The organism is Tenacibaculum sp. Cn5-46 (assembly GCF_022347705.1).
Classification (GTDB): Bacteria; Bacteroidota; Bacteroidia; order Flavobacteriales; family Flavobacteriaceae; genus Polaribacter; species Polaribacter aiptasiae.
Map to the genome: position 1 here is coordinate 74,658 of NZ_JAKRGD010000007.1, position 17,261 is coordinate 91,918.

Below are 17,261 nucleotides of genomic sequence, written 5' to 3' on the forward strand. Positions count from 1 at the left end.
TCTTCTTAATATTGGTTTTCTTCTGTTTTTTTCATGATAGCACCTCCAATAGCTGAGATTACAAATCCAAAGAAAGCAGAAATAACTATTGATAAAGGAACTGTAATCATAGGGCTTTGCATTTTTTGCATCATAGCTTCTGAAGCTTCCATTTGATCTTCATTATAACCAGCATCTATCCACGCTTGTCTTTGTATTTCTAGAGCTTGTTCTTGAATAGTAGGATCTATAACGTTAGTAAAAATTAAAGTATATATGGTTGAAATAATTCCACTTATCACGGCAATTCCAACACCTACTTTTACAGCTTGACCAAAAGTTAAGAACCCGCCATTATCTGCTTTGAATTTTTTAATACCTAGAATTATTAAAATAATCATAGCTATAAAACCTATAATTCCCGATAACCAACCTAAAGATATTAAGTTACCAGTTGCATAAAAAATTAAATGAATAAAAACTCCTGCAATACCTAAGTATAATCCGTAGTTTAAAATAGTTCCTTTACTGTTTGCTTGATTTTCCATTGTTTGTATTTAGTTAGTTTAACAAATATATTATTTTGTTTTAGATGATTTTAAATTAAAAAAAATCTATCGAACAATTCATTAGTATTCAAAGAGTTAAAAATGTTACAAAAAATACTGGTTTTTTTTTGTTGTTTTTCTCAAAAAAGGCTGTAAATTTGCAGCGGCAAGTTCTACACAACTAGCTCCCTTTGAATCCCCCAGGGCGGGAACGCAGCAAGGGTATTAGGTTGTAGCAGTGTGATGTAGGTAGCTTGCCATTTTTTGTATCCGATATTTTCCTTTTCTTTCTTATTTTAAATTCAGATTACTTCTAGGATGATGTAATTCAACAACTTCTTTAAGATAGCTAGTATCTACATGTACATATATTTCTGTAGTTGTAATACTTTCATGTCCTAATAATTGTTGTATTACTCGTAAATCAGCACCATGTTTTAATAAATAGGTAGCAAATGAATGACGTAAGGTATGAGGACCAATACTTTTTTTAAGATTGATTTTTGTAGCAAGATCTTTTAAGATAATAAATATCATTTGTCTTGTTAACCGCTTACCTCTTCTGTTTAAGAATACCGTATCTTGATCTTCAACTTTTGGAGTTATTTTACTACGTATATTATTTATATAAAAATCCAGACGTTGGATGGTAGTAATATGAATGGGAATAAAACGATATTTATTTCCTTTTCCTAATATACGTATATATTCTTCATCAAAGAATAAATCAGAAAGTTGTAAGTTTATCAACTCACTAACACGAAGTCCACAACTATATATAGTTTCTATTATAGTTTTATTTCTTTCTCCTTGTGGATGGCTTAAATCAATAGCTGCTATTAAATCATCTATTTCTTCTTTTTCTAAGGTGTCTGGAAGTTTTCTCGCTATGTTAGGGCTTTCTATTAAATCTGTAGGATTATCTTTTCTATAATCTTCAAAAACTAAATAATCGAAAAAACTACGCAAACTTGATATCAATCTTGCTTGACTTCTAGGATTGATAGTTTTGCTAACTTCATAAATGAATTGTTGAATAATATCCGAAGATATATTTGTAGGTGTTTGGTGTTTTTCTAGTAATTCTACGAATAAAATTAGCTTTTTTAGGTCTCTAAAATAGCTCTCAATAGTGTTTTTTGAGAGTCCTTTTTCTATTTTTAAGTAGTTTTTATAATCGGATGTTGCTTGTTCCCAGTTCATTATAAAATTGTGTTTTTTTTATGTTAAAAAAGCATAATCAGGACTAAAAATAGAACTAAATTTGCAGACGAAATTATAATTAATTAAATTAAAAATTATGAAAAAATTATTATTAGTTGCTATGATGGCTTTTGGTATGGCTGTTAACGCACAAGAGACTGAATTAAACGTTGGGGGTACTATTGGTTTACCAACAGGAGATGCTAGTGATAACTTTGATGTTACTGGAGCTATTGAAGCTAACTATTTATTTAAAGTAGCTGAAGATATTAAAGTTGGACCTTCTGTTTCTTATTTACATTTTAAAGGAGATGGAGCTGATATCGCTTTTATTCCTGTTTCTGTAGCTGGTCGTTATGCTATTTCAGAAAAATTTAGCGTAGGTGCTGATTTAGGTTACGGAATTGGAGTTAGACCTTCTGGAGCTACAGAAAGTGGTTTTTATTACAGACCAATTGTTGGTTATAAAGTAACTGATAAAATCACTGTTCATGTTGATTACTCTAGCGTAAAGCTTGATAATGGAACTGGATCTACATTTGGTTTAGGAGGAACTTATTCTTTTTCTTTATAATAAAAGAGATTAAGTTTATAAAAGGCCTAGTTATTTAAATAACTAGGCCTTTTTTATTTTTTAATAATTAGTTTGTAGCTTTCAAAAAAAAGTATACTTTTGCCGAAAATTTAAAAGAAAAATTTAAAAACTTATTATGAAAAAATTATTTGTAATTGCTATGATGGCATTCGGTTTTGCTGTGAATGCTCAAGAAAATGGTCAAACTGCTAAAGGTAAATGGTTAATTGAAGGAAATACTGGATTTGGAGCTGCTCATACAGCTTCTACGGGATTCTCTTTAAGAAATATAGATACTCCAGGAGGTTCTGTTACGGCTTGGAATATTGGAGCTGAAGCTGGATACTTTGTAATGGATGACTTAGCTATAAAATTTGGATTAGGTTATGGAGATGATGGAAACCAAGATGTATTTTCTTATAAAATAGGGGCTAAATATTACATTAGTAGTATGATTCCTGTACAAATAGATTATACTGGAGCTTCTGTAGGAAATGTAGATCCATCTTACTTAGGATTTCAAGCTGGATATGCTATTTTCTTAGGTGATATGGTAAGTGTTGAACCAGGATTAAGATATAACTTAGGATTAGGAGATGCAGAAGATGTAAATGTATTTCAACTTAATGTAGGATTTGCTTTACATTTTTAATAGATTCTAATCTAATTAATGATAATTTTAAGAAAAGGAAGCTAAAATGCTTCCTTTTTTTATGCTTAAAAGATAAAAGTAGTATTTTTACTTATCACAAAATTTAACAATGAAAAAACTTATTATTATCAATGGACCTAACTTGAATTTGTTAGGGAAACGAGAGCCTGAAATTTATGGATCTAATTCTTTTGAAGATATATTTAAAGAGTTGAAGGAAAAATATAGCGAAGTAGAGCTGTATTATTTCCAATCTAACATAGAAGGAGAGCTTATTAATAAATTGCATGAAGTAGGTTTTTCATACGATGGAATTATTTTAAACGCAGCTGCTTATACACATACATCTGTAGGTATAGGAGATGCTGTTAAAGGTATTGAAACTCCTGTAATAGAAGTACATATATCTAACGTACACTCAAGAGAAGATTTTAGACATGTTAGTTATATTGCAGGAGGAGCAAAAGGTGTTATTACTGGCTTCGGAATACAAAGTTATGAACTAGCTATTCAAAGTTTTTTGTAAAAACCAATACCTAATTCCCAACAAAATAAATAAAGGTATTAAAGCTATTGAGAATAACTGAATATGAGTAGCCCATATTATTGGAATTATGACTAATAATAAAAGTAATAACTTAATATACTTTAAAGTCCAATTAGGTATTTTATTTTTTGAAAGATAAAAACACAAAACAATATTTGGCGCAAAAGCCCATAAAAAATTAAAATTATTAGGAGCTGTGCTATGGTTTGTGAAAAACCATAAATAAATAATTAAAAAGCCTGTAATTCCAGTAAAAAAGAATAAAGTAACATCCAACCACTTTGTTCTTTTATCATTTTTAAGGTCTTTATAAGTAATAAATATTCCTAAAAGAGAAATTATAAGAAGGACTAGAAAAGGGCTAATTAAATCACTAGTTGATTTTTTTTCTTTAAAATCTAATAAAGTATTACTTTTCAATACAAAATTTTCCTCTTTTCCGTCTTTTATGACTTTAGATAAATTTAATGCATTAAATACATAGTCTGGTAAATATAAATATTCATTTGGAGTAGCAATTTTATCTAATTTACTGCCTAACGCAATATTAATTCCTAAACTTCCCCAAGTATTCGGATGAATTTCTTTGTTCATTAATTGTCTTAAAGATAGATCTTCAGAAACAAAATTTTCATTAAAAATTAATTTATCTCCTAATATTTGTTGAATAATATCTCTTGGTTTTGTAGCGCAATTATCAAAGAAAGGATCGTAAAAATAACCAGCATTTTCAGGTAATGCATTTGTTTCTAAGAATTTGAAAAACTGATTTCGTTGTTGTAGAGTTAAGTTTAATACTTGTTCTTTAACCCATCTTTGGTCTTGTTGTGAACTTTTTAGTGCTAAGTAAAAAGGATATCTGGCTAATTTATATTTCATATAGCCCTTAGTGAAATCTGCATAAAAGCTAGGGTTGTCAAAATCGAAAATACCATAGTTGTATATCAAATCTAAATTTGAAACGGGATCTTTTACACGAATAGCTGTATGTCCGAATTTTTCATACAAAACATCTCCTGGGCCTGAAGTAATTATACTAATTTGTGAAGAATTAGATAAGGCTGAAATAGAAGAAATTTGCGAGAAACTATAGTTTAAACAGCATAATACAACTAAGAAAAAAAAGTGTTTTTTAAACATGATATAAAAATCTAAAAAGAGCTAATTAAGCTATACAAATATGACAATTTATGATTAGAAAGTTTGCTTTTTTTGAACATTCTTTTAAGTGTTAATTCCTATGTTTTTTGATATAAACTCTGTTATTCTTTGTTCTAACCATCTATTCTCAGCATTAGAAAAAGAAGACATAAAGCCTACATGTCCTCCATAAGTTGGAGTTAATAAGTAAAAGTTAGACATGCTTTTGGCTTCTTCAAAAGGATAACATTCTTTAGATAAAAAACTATCATCCATAGCATTTATAAGTAATGTAGGAACTTTTATTTGTGGTATATAAGGTTTAGCACTAGCTTTTATCCAATAATCTTCAGAACTTTCAAAACCAAATACAGGTACGGTGTATTGCTTTTCTAAATGACGAAATTTAGTAGCCTTGAATAATAAGTCTTTATTAAGTTTAAAATCAGGAAATTTTTCAGATTTTTCTAATAATTTAATTTTCATGGTTTTTAAAAACTCATTCATGTAAATTTTGTTCTTTAATTTACCTAATTCAGCTTGAGAAGTCGTTAAATCAACAGGGACAGATACCGCTATAGCTCCTTTAATTTGATTTGGGACATCATCATATTCACCTAAGTATTTTAAAGTTAAATTACCTCCTAAACTAAAGCCAATTAATACGATGTTTTCATAATTATAGTTAGCTATGATGTGTTTAATTACAAAATCTACATCATCTGTTTTACCACTATGATATGTAGCTAACAGTAAATTATCTTCTCCGCTACAACCTCTTAAATTCATACAAACAGTATCAAAACCAATAGAGTTTAAATGATTTGAATTGGTTATCATATAATTTGATTCTGAACTACCTTCTAATCCATGAATTAATACAGCCAATGTTTTAGAACCGATAATAGAAAAGTCTAAATCAATAAAATCGGCATCCCAAGTTGTAATTCTTTTTCGAGAGTATTTAATCGTATCCTTCATAAATAAGGGACGATACACCGTATTGAAGTGTGCACTTTTAAAAGGAAAACTTGGGTTGAAGTTTGAAGGAAGGATAGGCATGTTTTTCTGTTTATAGCTACTACTAACAAATATGACAAAAAAAAAGTAAAATGTAAAACTTGATAAAATGATTTCTTATTTTCGCTATAAATATTAAAAACTATGAGCATCAAAAAACATATTCCAAATTTATTAACCTTAGGAAACTTATTATGTGGTACGATTGCAACTATTTTTGCAATTAAAGGGGATTTTGTAGGTACAGCTATTTTGGTGATAGCAGGTATTGTTTTTGATTTTTTTGATGGTTTTGTAGCAAGGATGTTAAATGTTCAAGGAGAATTAGGAAAACAATTGGATAGTTTAGCAGATATGGTTACCAGTGGAGTAGTACCAGGTATTGTAATGTTGCAATTATTGATTATAGCTTTAAATGTAGATGCAGCAGCATATTTTGGTATTGACATTTATGGAGCAACAGGAAGTAATTTACCATATTTAGGATTATTATTGACTTTAGGTGCTGGATATAGACTAGCAAATTTTAATATTGATACACGTCAGTCAGATTCTTTTATTGGTATTCCAACACCAGCTATGACATTATTCGTAATAGCTTTACCTTTAATAGTTGAATTTTCTGGACAATCGTTTTTTGTAAATTTAATTCAGAATCAATATTTCTTGATAGTTGTTACTTTATTATTAACGTATTTAATGAATGCAGAGATTCCTTTATTTGCTTTGAAATTTAAAACTTTCGGATTTAAAGAAAATCGTTTAAAGTATATATTTTTATTAGTTGCTATTTTATTATTAATCGTATTGAAATTTGTAGCAATTCCTTTAATTATTCTTTTATACGTAGCTTTTTCAGTGGTTAATAACTTAATCAAAGGTTAATGAAAATAGTAGAATGTACTAGTAAAGAAGAAGGTGAAATTGTTTTAAAAGGAATAAACGCTTATAACGATTCACAAACCGATAGGATTCTTGAAAAAGTTCATGAAAGTATAAGATTAGTAGCTAAAAATGAAGCAAATGAGATTATTGGTGGAGTTTTTGGATATATAGGTTATTATGCTGGATTTAAAATCGATATTCTTTGGATGCGTGAAGATACTCGCGGGCTAGGTTTAGGAACAAAATTACTTCAAGCAGCAGAGAATAAAGCTAAAGAATTAGGTGCTACAATAGCTATTTTGGATACTTTTTCTTTTCAAGCAGAAGATTTCTATTTAAAGAATGGTTATGAAGAGTTTGGACGTATTTCTGGATATCCAAAAGAAAATCAAGAATTCATTTTTTTAAAGAAAGATCTTAAATAGGCCTTAATTATTTATGTTCTATTTCTTGTTGAACTATTTTTACTGAATTTTCATTTGGTAAAATAGGAAGGTTCAATTTATCACTTAAAACCTTAAGAAAAGAAGCGCCAAGAAAAATAATTTGTGATGTATAATATACCCACAACATTATTAAAACTAAGATACTGGTTGCTCCAAAAGTGGTTGAAATATGACTTTTACTTAAATAAAAACTAATTACATACTTACCAATCAAAAATAAAAAAGAGGTAAACAGTCCGCTTATAATTACAGGTTTTAACTTGATTTTTGCATCTCCTAAATACATAAACATAATAGAGAACATAACAGAAGTAACTAGGAAAGATATAATATGTTCAAAAGCATAAGAGAGTAAATAATTATCTTGTAAATGATTAGAGTGTTTTAGTAGAAAGCTATTTATAGAAGTACTAATAATTAGTATAAAGAAAAGTGAAATAAGAATTAAAAAAGATAATAAGTGTTTTGTAAAATACTTTATAAGACTGTTTTTAGGTTTTTCTTTAATATTCCATATACTATTAAAAGCATTGTGTATTTGACTAAACATTCCAGATGCACTTAATATTAGTGTAGCAAAACCTAAAAGTGCTGTAAATACTGAATTATGATTGGTGTGTTGATTTTTTATGATTTCTTGAATTTGTAAAGAAGCTTCATTACCTAGCACATCTTTTAATTGGTTGAAAATTTCACCAGAAACTGCTTGTTTTCCAAAAACTAAACCAAGTATAGAAGTAATAACTATTATGATGGGAAACAAAGAAAAAACGGTGTAATATGCCAGAGCAGCACCTTTTTGAAAAGTATTACTATTGAAAAAGTAACTGACAACATTTTTAAAAAAAGCAATCATTATTGTGTTTTAGTATGAATAGGTTTGTCAAAAATATTAACCCCTCCTTTAACATCAAAGTCTAATGTAGTAACATTATATGCAATAGAGATATTCTCATCTTCAAAGCGTTTTTTTATGCGGATAATAATATCACTTTTGGCTTCTAAAAAATCTTTTTGATGCTTAAAGTTTATCCAAAAACGAACTTCAAAATTATAAGTTGAAGCACCAATATCTGTGTAGTAAAAATCGATAGTTTCATTTTTAAGTAAACTATCAATTTTATTAACTTCATCAAGAGCTACAGATTTAACCTTTGTTAAATCATCACCATAAGAAACACCGCTTTTTAAAACAATTCGTCTTTTACCGTAAGTAGAGTAGTTGGTAAATGTATTGTTGTAAATTAATTGATTAGGAATAAATACTTCTTGTCCAGTTACTGTTTTTACAGAAGTAGTAATTAAACTAATGTTTTCTATAACTCCAAAAGTATTATCAATTTCAACCCAATCACCAATTTTAAAGGGGTGTTGAACATTTAATAAAAAACCAGCAAAAGCATTGGAAGCAATATCCTTAAAAGCAAAACCAGCAACAATACCAACAATACCTGCACCGGCTAATAATTTAGTTAATAAGCTTTCTAAACCTAATACTTCAAGGGCTAAAAATGCTCCTGAAAATAGAAAGAAGAAGTATATGATTGAAGCAATAATTTTTACTGCTTCAGGCTTGGATTTAAAAATTTTTGGATAAAATTTTTGCCCAAAATTTCTAAAAAACTTAGCAACAAAATAAAAACTAATAAGAACTATTAAAGCCAACAAGACTTTAGGTAAAAATTCTACAATTGATTGTTGCCATTTATTTAATAAATGATCAATGTTTTTAATATCGTTCATTAATTAACCGATTTTTTTCGTTCAGTTTTCTTGTAAACAAATTCAGCAAGAAAACAAAATAGAATAATTCCTAAAGCTATAAATACATCCGATTTACTTACTGAATAATGTTGTACTAATAAAGCTATCATGGCTACTGTACAAAGAATAAAACCTAATAAAGGAATTATTTTTTTACCATTTACCTCTTTGTATAATTTAAAACCAACATAGTTTACCACAGCAAAAATTAGTAAAAAACCGACACTTCCTGCTGTAGAAATACTTTCTAATTTTAAAGTATTTACCAAAATAATAGTAGCAACTGCTGTTATTAACAGGCCAATAGGTTGGTTCCATAGTTTGCGAGTAAATTCACAAGGTAGTTCATCATCTTCAGCAATTTCATAATTAACTCTAGTACCACCATATAAAGAAGCATTAATAGCAGAAAATGTAGATATTAATGCAGCAACAGTAATAATTGTAAATCCAATTTTACCTAGTATAGGTTTAGCAGCTTCAGCTAATACATAATCTTGAGCAGTAGCAATATCAGAAAAAGCTAAAGATCCAACAGTAACTGCTGCAATTATGATATATAATAGAATTACAAAAAGAACAGACCAATAATAAGCTCTTGGAATATTTTTTTCAGGATTTTCAATATCAGGAGCAGCGTTGGCTATAAGTTCAAAACCTTCGTAAGCAACAAAAATAACCATACCAGCTGTTAATAATTTAAAAGGAGACTCCCAATGTTCGGGAGATAATTGCTCTAAATGTGGATTACCAAATAATCCGTACAAACCAACAACAACAAAACTTAATAAAATTATGAGTTTAATAATCACTGCATAAGATTCAATTTTTCCTACTACTGCAATACTGTAATAATTTATAGCAGTGGCTAAAATTACAATTCCGGTAGCATAAATATGAGAGTCAACTATTTTGTCGCTAGTCAATTGAAATAGGTTAGGAGCATAAGAACCAAATGCTGATGCATATAAAGCTAACATGATAATATAGCTTACCCATAATAAATTATTAATTCCTCCACTAAAAATACTAACACCAAATCCTTGATTAATAAATTTTACAGTTCCACCACGATCTGGATACTTTAGAGAAAGTTTTACATAGCTATAAGAAGTAATCAAAGCAATTAGTCCAGCAATTAAAAAAGATATTGGAGTTCCACCTTTAGCCATGGCTGCTGCTAAACCTAGAACTGCAAAAATTCCACCTCCTACCATTCCACCTATACCAATAGACATAGCTTCTTTTAAGCCAATTTTTTTTGACATAATTATGTGTGTTAGTTTGAAAAACTTAAATATATAAAAAATAGGAATTTACTATTTTCTTTATTGTAAGCTTTTGTTTATTAATAAAAAAAGGAGCATTATGCTCCTTAATATTATGTTTTAAAATTTCTTCTTCTTTAATTCGAAGTCTTTACCTAGATATACTTTACGTACCATTTCATCAGCAGCAAGTTCTTCTGGTGTTCCTTCTTTTAAAATACCACCATTGTACATTAAGTAAGTTCTGTCAGTAATAGCCAGAGTAGCTTGTACATCATGATCAGTAATTAAGATACCAATATTTTTGTTTTTAAGCTGTGCTACAATACCTTGAATATCTTCAACGGCAATTGGGTCAACTCCAGCAAAAGGTTCATCTAATAAAATAAACTTTGGGTCTGAAGCTAAACAACGTGCTATTTCAGTTCTACGACGTTCACCTCCAGAAAGTAAATCACCTCTGTTTTTACGAACGTGACCAAGGCTAAATTCGTCAATTAGTTCTTCTAAACGTTCTTTTCTTTCAGCTTTTGTTCTATCTGTAAATTCTAAAACAGACAAAATATTATCTTCAACAGATAACTTTCTAAAAACAGAAGCTTCTTGAGCTAGATAACCAATTCCTTTTTGAGCACGTTTATACATAGCATCAGTAGTAATTTCTTCATCATCTAAGAAAATATGACCTTCATTAGGTTTTATCATACCTACAATCATATAAAAAGAAGTGGTTTTACCAGCCCCATTTGGACCAAGTAAACCTATAATTTCTCCTTGCTCAACCTCTAAAGATATTCCTTTTACAACTTTTCTACTACCGTAAACTTTTTGTATGTTATCTGCTCTTAACTTCATTAATTATAACTAATTTATTTCTGAATAGTTTTACGAAAGTACTGTAAAACTACTAATAGAAGACTTAATAATCTGTTAACTGTTTTCTTCTTCTAGTGCTTCCCAAAACTCAACAGCTCTTCTCAAATGAGGAATTACTATGGTACCACCAACTAATGTAGCAATACTCATTGTTTCCATCATTTCTTCTTTAGAAACACCGTTTTTATATGAACTTTCTAAATGATAAGCTATACAGTCATCACAACGTAAAACAGCTGAAGCAACTAAACCTAGTAGTTCTTTAGTTTTTGTAGGCAAATGACCATCTTTAAAAGCATTCGTATCTAAGTTAAAAATACGCTTGATTACTTTATTATCAGAAGCTAAAATCTTATCGTTCATTTTAGCTCTATAGTCGTTAAACTCTTGGACTTTTTGTGACATTTTTTTGTTGTTTTTTTATAACAAATTGAGATACATAAATACTTAATTCATATAAAATCATAATTGGTACAGATACTATTACCTGGCTAGCAACATCTGGTGGTGTTATGATAGCCGATAAAATTAATACAAGAACCAATGCATGTTTTCTATATTTTCTTAAAAACTGTGGGGTTACTAACCCTATTTTAGTTAAGAAAAAGATGATTACAGGTAGTTCGAAAAATACAGCAACACCTAACAAGGTATTTGTAATTAAACTAATGTAGGCTCCTAGTTTAAAGTTTTTCACAATAGCATCTCCAATAGAAAAATTATAAAAGAAGTATACCGACATTGGTAAAATTACATAGTAACTGAATAATACTCCTAAAAAGAATAAAAAAGAAGAAGTAAAAATAAAACCTCTAGACTTTTTTCTTTCTGAACTATGTAAGCCAGGAGCAACAAATCTCCAAAACTCCCATAAGATGTATGGAAAAGCAATAACAAAACCTAAAATTAATGAAGACCAAATACCTGTCATTAATTCTTCAGTAGGGTTTAAAACTTGTAATTCTTGTGCAAATTCTATTTTACAAAAACTACTATCAATCCCAATAGCTGAAAAGACTTTGCAAAAGAATTGGTAGGTAGCAAAGTCTGGCTTTAAATGTGCTAATAAAATTTCATTAAAAACAAAATTAATATTAACAAATATGATTATAGCAACTATAAAAATAGAAGTAAAACTTCTTACCAAATGCCATCTTAATTCTTCAAGATGGTCTAAAAAAGACATCTCTTTTGCCATTTAAAATATACCTTCTTTAATTAAATCATGTAAATGGACCACCCCCACATAATTATCATCATTATCTGTAACTAAAATTTGTGTAATGCTATTGTTTTCAAGTGTTTCTAGAGCTTTAACAGCCATAGCATCAACATTAATAGTTTTCGGGTTCTTACTCATAATGTCTTCTGCAGTTAATTCATCAATCTTAGTCGTTTTACTAAGCATTCTACGAATGTCACCATCGGTAATGATTCCTAATAATTTATTATCATTATCAATAACAGCAGTTACCCCTAGTCTTTTTTCTGAAATTTCAACAATAACATTGGTTATTTTATCAGTAATAGTAACTTTAGGTAAAAGATTGTTTTTAATTAAATCTGATACACGTAAATATAAACGTTTACCTAAAGCTCCACCTGGATGATATTTAGCAAAATCACTACTTGTAAAACCACGTAAATCTAACAAACAAACAGCTAAAGCATCACCTAATACTAACTGAGCAGTAGTACTGGTGGTTGGTGCTAAATTGTTAGGGCAAGCTTCTTTTTCAACAAAAGAATTCAATAGGAAATCTGCATTTTTTCCTAAAAAAGAATCAGGATTCCCAGTAATGGCTACAATTTTGTTATTTGAATTTTTAATAAGAGGAACTAATACTTTTATTTCAGGTGTATTTCCACTTTTAGAAATACAAATTACTACGTCGTCTCTTTGAACATTTCCTAAATCTCCATGTATGGCATCAGCGGCATGCATAAAAACAGCAGGAGTACCAGTAGAATTAAAAGTAGCAACCATTTTATTGGCAATATTTGCACTTTTACCAATTCCAGTAACAATTACTCGTCCTTTAGAATTAAAGATAAAATTAACAGCGTCAACAAATGAACTGTCTATTAAATTTGCTAAATTAGCAATAGCATTACTTTCTAAAAGTATAGTTTCTTTTGCTGTTGAGAGAATAGCGTTTGCGTCTTTCAAGTTAAAAAAGTTTTAAGTAAAATTTAAAGTGTAAAAGTAGGAATATTTAAGAAGAAAAACTTTTTAATAAAAAGAAAATTTCTTTCTTATTTGTAATAGTTTTTTTGTAGTTTAGTTCTCATTTTTAATTTTTGATATTAGAAGATGAATATAGAGCAGTCGGAGTTATATGGATCATTAAAAAAAATATTTGGTTTTAACCAATTTAAAGGTCTACAAGAGGATGTAGTAAATAGCATCCTAAGGAATGAAAACACTTTTGTAATAATGCCAACGGGGGGCGGAAAATCATTATGTTATCAGTTACCAGCGTTAATGAAGGATGGAACAGCCATTGTTGTTTCACCATTAATTGCATTAATGAAAAATCAAGTCGATGCCATTAGAGGTATTTCGGAACATCATGGGATAGCCCATGTATTAAACTCGTCTTTAAACAAATCTGAAGTTGCGCAAGTAAAATCAGATATTGAGACTGGAATAACTAAGTTACTATATGTAGCCCCAGAATCATTGATTAAAGAAGAGTATGTTGATTTTTTAAGAAAGCAAAAGATTTCTTTTGTAGCAATTGATGAGGCACATTGTATCTCTGAATGGGGACACGATTTTAGGCCTGAGTATAGAAATTTGCGTACTATTATTAAGCAGATAGATAATGTGCCTATTATAGGTTTAACAGCTACTGCAACTGAAAAAGTACAAGAAGATATACTTAAAACCCTTGGTATGAGTGATGCTAATGTTTTTAAAGCATCATTTAACAGATCCAATTTGTTTTATGAGGTACGTCCTAAAACAAAGGAGATTGAAAAGGATATTATTCGCTTTATTAAACAACGATCAGGAAAAACAGGAATTATATACTGTTTAAGTCGTAAAAAAGTGGAGGAAATAGCCCAGGTATTACAAGTAAATGGAATTAATGCACTTCCTTATCATGCAGGTTTAGATGCCAAAACAAGAGCAAAACATCAAGATATGTTTTTGATGGAAGATTGCGATGTTATTGTGGCAACTATTGCTTTTGGTATGGGAATAGATAAACCAGATGTTCGTTATGTAATTCACCACGATATTCCTAAAAGTTTAGAAAGTTATTATCAAGAAACAGGTAGAGCTGGACGAGATGGAGGAGAAGGTTACTGTTTAACCTTTTATTCATACAAAGACATAGAAAAACTTGAAAAATTCATGGCTAATAAACCAGTTGCTGAGCAAGAGGTTGGTCATGCGTTATTACAAGAAGTTGTAGGATATGCAGAAACGTCAATGAATAGACGTAAGTACTTGCTTCATTATTTTGGAGAAGAATTTGATGAAGTTAACGGTGAAGGAGCAGATATGGATGACAATATGCGTAATCCTAAAAAGAAGCACGAAGCGAAAGATGAAGTAGTTACTTTACTATCTATAATAAAAGATACCAATGAAATGTATAAGCCTAAAGAAGTGGTAAATACAATTATTGGTAAAGAAAATGCTCTTTTAAAATCTCACAAAACTACAGGACAACCTTTCTTTGGAGTAGGTAAAGATAAAAGCAATCATTATTGGATGGCTCTTATACGTCAGGTGTTGGTTGCAGATTTAATTAGAAAAGAGATTGAGCAATACGGTGTTTTAAAGTTAACCGAAGAAGGTAAAAAGTTTATAGCTAATCCAAAATCATTTATGATGACAGAAAATCATGTATATGATACAGATGATGATGGAACTATTATAACAAATACCAAATCAGCTGGTGGAGGCGTAGATAATAAGTTAGTAGAAATGCTAAAAGATTTACGTAAGAGTGTAGGTAAGCGTTTAGGAGTGCCTCCTTTTGCAGTATTTCAAGATCCTTCTATAGATGATATGGCTTTAAAATATCCTATTACTTTAGAAGAATTATCAAAAGTTCATGGAGTAGGAGAAGGTAAGGCTAAAAAATACGGAAAAGACTTTATAAAACTTATTACAAATTATGTTGAAGAGAACGATATTATGCGTCCTGACGATTTAATTGTAAAAAGTACAGGTGTTAATTCTGGATTAAAGCTATTTATTATTCAAAATACAGATAGAAAATTACCTTTAGAAGATATAGCCAAATCAAAAGGGTTGGAAATGGCTGAACTTATAAAAGAAATGGAAGCTATTGTATTTTCTGGAACAAAATTGAATATAGATTATGCTGTGGATGACTTATTAGATGAAGATCAGCAAGAAGAGATTCATGATTATTTTATGGAGTCAGAGACTGATAAAATACAAGAGGCTTTAGATGAGTTTGATGGAGATTATGATGATGAAGAATTGCGTTTAATGCGTATAAAGTTTACAAGTGATATTGCTAACTAATAGCCATATCAGTTAATTAAAAGTAAAATTAAAGAATGAACGAAAAAGTAGTACAATATATTACTGATAAAAATAATTGGACGCAAGAGTTAAACCTCTTGCGTTCGGTTTTAATAGAATTACCTTTAGAGGAAACTATAAAATGGGGATCGCCAGTTTATGTTTATAAAGGTAAAAACATTGTTGGGATGTCTGCCTTCAAAAACTATTGTGGTTTGTGGTTTTTTCAAGGGAGTTTTTTAAAAGACGATCAAAAAGTTTTAGAAAATGCACAAGAAGGAAAGACTAAAGCAATGCGTCAATGGCGCTTTTATAAGATAGAAGAAATAGATGTTGATTTGCTAAAATCTTATGTTCTTGAAGCTATTAAAAATTCTGAAGAAGGAAAGGAATTAAAGCCTAAGAGAAATACAAAACCATTAATAATACCAGTCGAACTACAATCTGAACTAGATAAAGACGAAAAGCTAAAAGAAAGCTTTGAAAAATTTACCTTAAGTAAAAAAAGAGAGTTCTCTGATCATATTTCAGAAGCAAAAAGAGAAGCAACTAAATTAAAACGATTAGAAAAAATAATACCAATGATTTTAAATGGAGTTGGATTATATGATAAATATAAAAACTGCTAGTTATTTATAGTTATTGTTTTAACAGTTGCTGTAGAATCACATCTAACAACGTAAAGATCAATGTGATTTAAGCTATCTTTACCAGTAATAAAATACTCAGCGCAAGGTTTTAAACGTGGTTTACTTTTTCCAAAGTTAACATCACCATATTTTAAAATATTGGAAATAGTAGCGGTATCGATAGGAGAATTTGTTAACGTTTGTTGAGCACTGTTTGAAAATAAGCGTTTCTTAATACGAATAGTTTTTAAAGTACGTGCATCCATACCATAATCAAAAGTAACATCTTTTCCTTTCCAAATAAAAAGTACAACTATTGATCCAAGAGCTAAACCTATAAGGTAGTAGCCAAAACGTTTTAATAAATTCATAATTTAATTTTGAGCTGCAAAAGTATTGATAAAAAAAATATTCCCAATGAAACAGCGCAATCTTTTTACAGATTACGCTGTTTTGTTGCTATTAACTTTTTACTAATAGCATTCTCCCCAAACAATACCTATTAAATAGGTATAAAAGCTTGTATTTTATAAAATTCGTTAGCATTTACATTATCGTTGGAAATATTAGGGCCGAAAGCAAAACGGAACCAAACACCATTATCTAAAGTAGTTTTAATATAACCGCCTAAAAATTGATACAAGGTTACTTTATTTCCATTATCAACTCTCGTTTGACCTAAATGCTCATAAAAACCACCAAGCGATAAGTGTTTATTTACTTTAAATCCTGGAATAACCCAGTTTAACATCAAGTCTTGTGAATTTCCTTCCCCTCTTAAACTTTTATAGTAAGCTGTATAAGCTTCAAGTTCAAATCTTCCTGAGTTATGTACCAAAAATAGACTAGGTATAATACTTTCAGCTATTTTAGTTCCTGCTGTTTGTGATAATAATTTACCATGTCCAAACCCTAAACTAGGATTGATAAACCACTTTTTATTTTTGGATACAAACCCCAAACCAACCCCAGTTTCTAAGAATAAGTCTTTTCCTTGGTTTCCAAAAGATGGGTTTACCCAAAAAACACTGTAAAAGGTTAGTTTCTTTCGAGGTTTTAATTCATAAGAGCCTAAAAAAACATTGTTAAAACCTGCACCGCTATTATGTATAGGCATGATTGCAAAAGTGGTTTTACTAGCTTTTTTTTCTTGCGAATAAAGAGTAAAGGTTAATAATAAATTTATGACTGTAATTAAATATATTTTTTTCATGTTA

General features: G+C 29.4%; 20 protein-coding genes and 1 other RNA gene. 8 read left to right on the forward strand and 13 right to left on the reverse strand.

Translation table 11 applies throughout. The annotated features are described in order from the left end of the window. Nucleotides 1–5: 5 nt before the first annotated feature. Complete coding sequence (locus tag MHN29_RS14475) at nucleotides 6–527, reverse strand: DUF4199 domain-containing protein (RefSeq protein ID WP_235275265.1); 522 nt, start codon at nucleotides 525–527, stop codon at nucleotides 6–8. A gap of 164 nt (nucleotides 528–691) precedes the next feature. Here MHN29_RS14475 and ffs point away from each other — a divergent pair. Then, an RNA gene (ffs, locus tag MHN29_RS14480) (signal recognition particle sRNA small type) lies at nucleotides 692–790 on the forward strand. 28 nt (nucleotides 791–818) lie between these two features. Here the strand turns inward: ffs and MHN29_RS14485 are convergent. Further along, entirely contained in the window at nucleotides 819–1,730 is a 912-nt protein-coding gene (locus MHN29_RS14485; protein WP_235275266.1) for a tyrosine recombinase, read from the reverse strand. Nucleotides 1,731–1,827: 97 nt separating this feature from the next. On the opposite strand from MHN29_RS14485, the gene MHN29_RS14490 reads away from it, so the two are divergent. The 3 genes from MHN29_RS14490 (at nucleotide 1,828) to aroQ (ending at nucleotide 3,482) form a co-directional block, all read left to right on the forward strand. Next, a complete protein-coding gene (locus MHN29_RS14490) occupies nucleotides 1,828–2,304 on the forward strand; it encodes an outer membrane beta-barrel protein (RefSeq protein WP_235275267.1) in 477 nt (158 codons plus the stop codon). 136 nt (nucleotides 2,305–2,440) lie between these two features. Further along, nucleotides 2,441–2,956, forward strand: coding sequence for a hypothetical protein (locus tag MHN29_RS14495; protein ID WP_235275268.1), 516 nt, complete (start codon nucleotides 2,441–2,443; stop codon nucleotides 2,954–2,956). Between the two features lie 109 nt (nucleotides 2,957–3,065). Next, nucleotides 3,066–3,482 (forward strand): type II 3-dehydroquinate dehydratase, encoded by a 417-nt coding sequence (aroQ, locus tag MHN29_RS14500; RefSeq protein WP_235275269.1) that lies wholly within the window; start codon nucleotides 3,066–3,068, stop codon nucleotides 3,480–3,482. Here the strand turns inward: aroQ and MHN29_RS14505 are convergent. Further along, complete coding sequence (locus MHN29_RS14505; RefSeq protein WP_235275270.1) at nucleotides 3,459–4,643, reverse strand: DUF4105 domain-containing protein; 1,185 nt, start codon at nucleotides 4,641–4,643, stop codon at nucleotides 3,459–3,461. The two genes, aroQ and MHN29_RS14505, sit on opposite strands and share 24 nt — an antisense overlap. Nucleotides 4,644–4,727: 84 nt before the next feature. After that, nucleotides 4,728–5,705, reverse strand: a complete 978-nt coding sequence (locus MHN29_RS14510; RefSeq protein ID WP_235275271.1) for a YheT family hydrolase — start codon at nucleotides 5,703–5,705, stop codon at nucleotides 4,728–4,730. 102 nt (nucleotides 5,706–5,807) lie between these two features. Here MHN29_RS14510 and MHN29_RS14515 point away from each other — a divergent pair, with 102 nt between their 5' ends. Together MHN29_RS14515 and MHN29_RS14520 are read left to right on the forward strand one after the other, a co-directional pair. Continuing rightward, on the forward strand, nucleotides 5,808–6,548 hold the full coding sequence (locus MHN29_RS14515) for a phosphatidylcholine/phosphatidylserine synthase (protein ID WP_235275272.1): 741 nt from the start codon (nucleotides 5,808–5,810) through the stop codon (nucleotides 6,546–6,548). After that, complete coding sequence (locus tag MHN29_RS14520) at nucleotides 6,548–6,973, forward strand: N-acetyltransferase (RefSeq protein ID WP_235275273.1); 426 nt, start codon at nucleotides 6,548–6,550, stop codon at nucleotides 6,971–6,973. The genes MHN29_RS14515 and MHN29_RS14520 overlap by 1 nt, the downstream gene beginning before the upstream one ends. Before the next feature lie 7 nt (nucleotides 6,974–6,980). Here MHN29_RS14520 and MHN29_RS14525 read toward each other — a convergent pair whose 3' ends face one another. The 7 genes from MHN29_RS14525 to MHN29_RS14555 form a co-directional block, all read right to left on the reverse strand. Beyond that, nucleotides 6,981–7,850 (reverse strand): YihY/virulence factor BrkB family protein, encoded by an 870-nt coding sequence (locus tag MHN29_RS14525; RefSeq protein ID WP_235275274.1) that lies wholly within the window; start codon nucleotides 7,848–7,850, stop codon nucleotides 6,981–6,983. Further along, a complete protein-coding gene (locus MHN29_RS14530; RefSeq protein WP_235275275.1) occupies nucleotides 7,850–8,737 on the reverse strand; it encodes a mechanosensitive ion channel family protein in 888 nt (295 codons plus the stop codon). Before MHN29_RS14530 ends, MHN29_RS14525 begins: the two co-directional genes overlap by 1 nt. Continuing rightward, the gene (locus MHN29_RS14535; RefSeq protein ID WP_235275276.1) at nucleotides 8,737–10,026 is read right to left on the reverse strand and encodes an APC family permease; all 1,290 of its coding nucleotides are present in this window, start codon (nucleotides 10,024–10,026) and stop codon (nucleotides 8,737–8,739) included. Before MHN29_RS14535 ends, MHN29_RS14530 begins: the two co-directional genes overlap by 1 nt. Nucleotides 10,027–10,146: 120 nt before the next feature. Further along, nucleotides 10,147–10,881, reverse strand: coding sequence for an LPS export ABC transporter ATP-binding protein (gene lptB / locus MHN29_RS14540; RefSeq protein WP_150898553.1), 735 nt, complete (start codon nucleotides 10,879–10,881; stop codon nucleotides 10,147–10,149). 75 nt (nucleotides 10,882–10,956) lie between these two features. Then, the gene (locus MHN29_RS14545) at nucleotides 10,957–11,307 is read right to left on the reverse strand and encodes a carboxymuconolactone decarboxylase family protein (RefSeq protein ID WP_235275277.1); all 351 of its coding nucleotides are present in this window, start codon (nucleotides 11,305–11,307) and stop codon (nucleotides 10,957–10,959) included. Continuing rightward, the gene (tatC, locus tag MHN29_RS14550; RefSeq protein ID WP_235275278.1) at nucleotides 11,282–12,100 is read right to left on the reverse strand and encodes a twin-arginine translocase subunit TatC; all 819 of its coding nucleotides are present in this window, start codon (nucleotides 12,098–12,100) and stop codon (nucleotides 11,282–11,284) included. The genes MHN29_RS14545 and tatC overlap by 26 nt, the downstream gene beginning before the upstream one ends. Beyond that, nucleotides 12,101–13,072 carry an SIS domain-containing protein gene (locus tag MHN29_RS14555; RefSeq protein ID WP_235275279.1) on the reverse strand — a complete coding sequence of 324 codons (972 nt, stop codon included), beginning with the start codon at nucleotides 13,070–13,072 and terminating at the stop codon, nucleotides 12,101–12,103. A gap of 144 nt (nucleotides 13,073–13,216) precedes the next feature. Here MHN29_RS14555 and MHN29_RS14560 point away from each other — a divergent pair, with 144 nt between their 5' ends. Both MHN29_RS14560 and MHN29_RS14565 read left to right on the forward strand, forming a co-directional pair. Beyond that, nucleotides 13,217–15,415 carry an ATP-dependent DNA helicase RecQ gene (locus tag MHN29_RS14560; protein WP_235275280.1) on the forward strand — a complete coding sequence of 733 codons (2,199 nt, stop codon included), beginning with the start codon at nucleotides 13,217–13,219 and terminating at the stop codon, nucleotides 15,413–15,415. 35 nt (nucleotides 15,416–15,450) lie between these two features. Then, nucleotides 15,451–16,044, forward strand: coding sequence for a YdeI family protein (locus MHN29_RS14565; RefSeq protein ID WP_235275281.1), 594 nt, complete (start codon nucleotides 15,451–15,453; stop codon nucleotides 16,042–16,044). On the opposite strand, the gene MHN29_RS14570 is transcribed toward MHN29_RS14565, so the two are convergent. Beyond that, on the reverse strand, nucleotides 16,041–16,415 hold the full coding sequence (locus MHN29_RS14570; protein ID WP_235275282.1) for a DUF4258 domain-containing protein: 375 nt from the start codon (nucleotides 16,413–16,415) through the stop codon (nucleotides 16,041–16,043). The two genes, MHN29_RS14565 and MHN29_RS14570, sit on opposite strands and share 4 nt — an antisense overlap. Before the next feature lie 131 nt (nucleotides 16,416–16,546). Beyond that, entirely contained in the window at nucleotides 16,547–17,257 is a 711-nt protein-coding gene (locus MHN29_RS14575) for a DUF6733 family protein (protein ID WP_150898560.1), read from the reverse strand. Nucleotides 17,258–17,261 lie beyond the last annotated feature (4 nt).